The organism is Saccharopolyspora rectivirgula DSM 43747, from assembly GCF_000497205.1.
GTDB lineage: Bacteria > Actinomycetota > Actinomycetes > Mycobacteriales > Pseudonocardiaceae > Saccharopolyspora > Saccharopolyspora rectivirgula.
The window spans coordinates 1-726 of the sequence record NZ_AYJW01000142.1; the positions used below are offsets into that span (position 1 = coordinate 1).

The 726-nt window shown below is 66.9% G+C and carries 1 protein-coding gene; it reads left to right on the top strand.

Annotated features, from left to right (window positions below):
- On the top strand, positions 1 to 726 hold a 726-nt coding region (locus SREC43747_RS0119275), incomplete at both ends, for an AAA family ATPase (protein WP_029723005.1).

Genomic DNA, 726 nt, shown 5'->3' on the forward strand with positions numbered 1-726 from the left:
TGGACCAGTTCGGTCGGAATCTGACGCAGAGCGCTCGGGAGGGCAAGCTCGATCCGGTCATCGGCCGGGAGAAGGAAATCGAGCGGATCATGCAGGTGCTCTCGCGGCGCACCAAGAACAACCCGGTGCTCATCGGTGAGGCCGGGGTCGGCAAGACCGCCGTGGTCGAGGGCCTGGCGCAGAAGATCGTCAAGGCGGAGGTGCCCGAGACCCTCAAGGACAAGCAGCTCTACACCCTGGACCTGGGCTCGCTGGTGGCCGGGTCGCGTTACCGCGGTGACTTCGAAGAGCGGCTGAAGAAGGTCCTCAAGGAGATCAAGACCCGCGGGGACATCATCCTGTTCATCGACGAGATCCACACCCTGGTGGGTGCGGGGGCGGCCGAGGGCGCCATCGACGCGGCCAGCATTCTCAAGCCGATGCTGGCGCGCGGGGAGCTGCAGACCATCGGGGCCACCACGCTGGAGGAGTACCGCAAGTACGTGGAGAAGGACCCGGCCCTGGAGCGCCGGTTCCAGCCCATCCAGGTCGGTGAGCCCTCGCTGGAGCACACCGTGGAGATCCTCAAGGGGCTCCGCGACCGCTACGAGGCCCACCACCGGGTGTCGATCACCGATTCGGCGTTGGTGGCCGCGGCGACGTTGGCCGACCGCTACATCAACGACCGCTACCTGCCGGACAAGGCCATCGACCTCATCGACGAGGCCGGCGCCCGCATGCGCATCC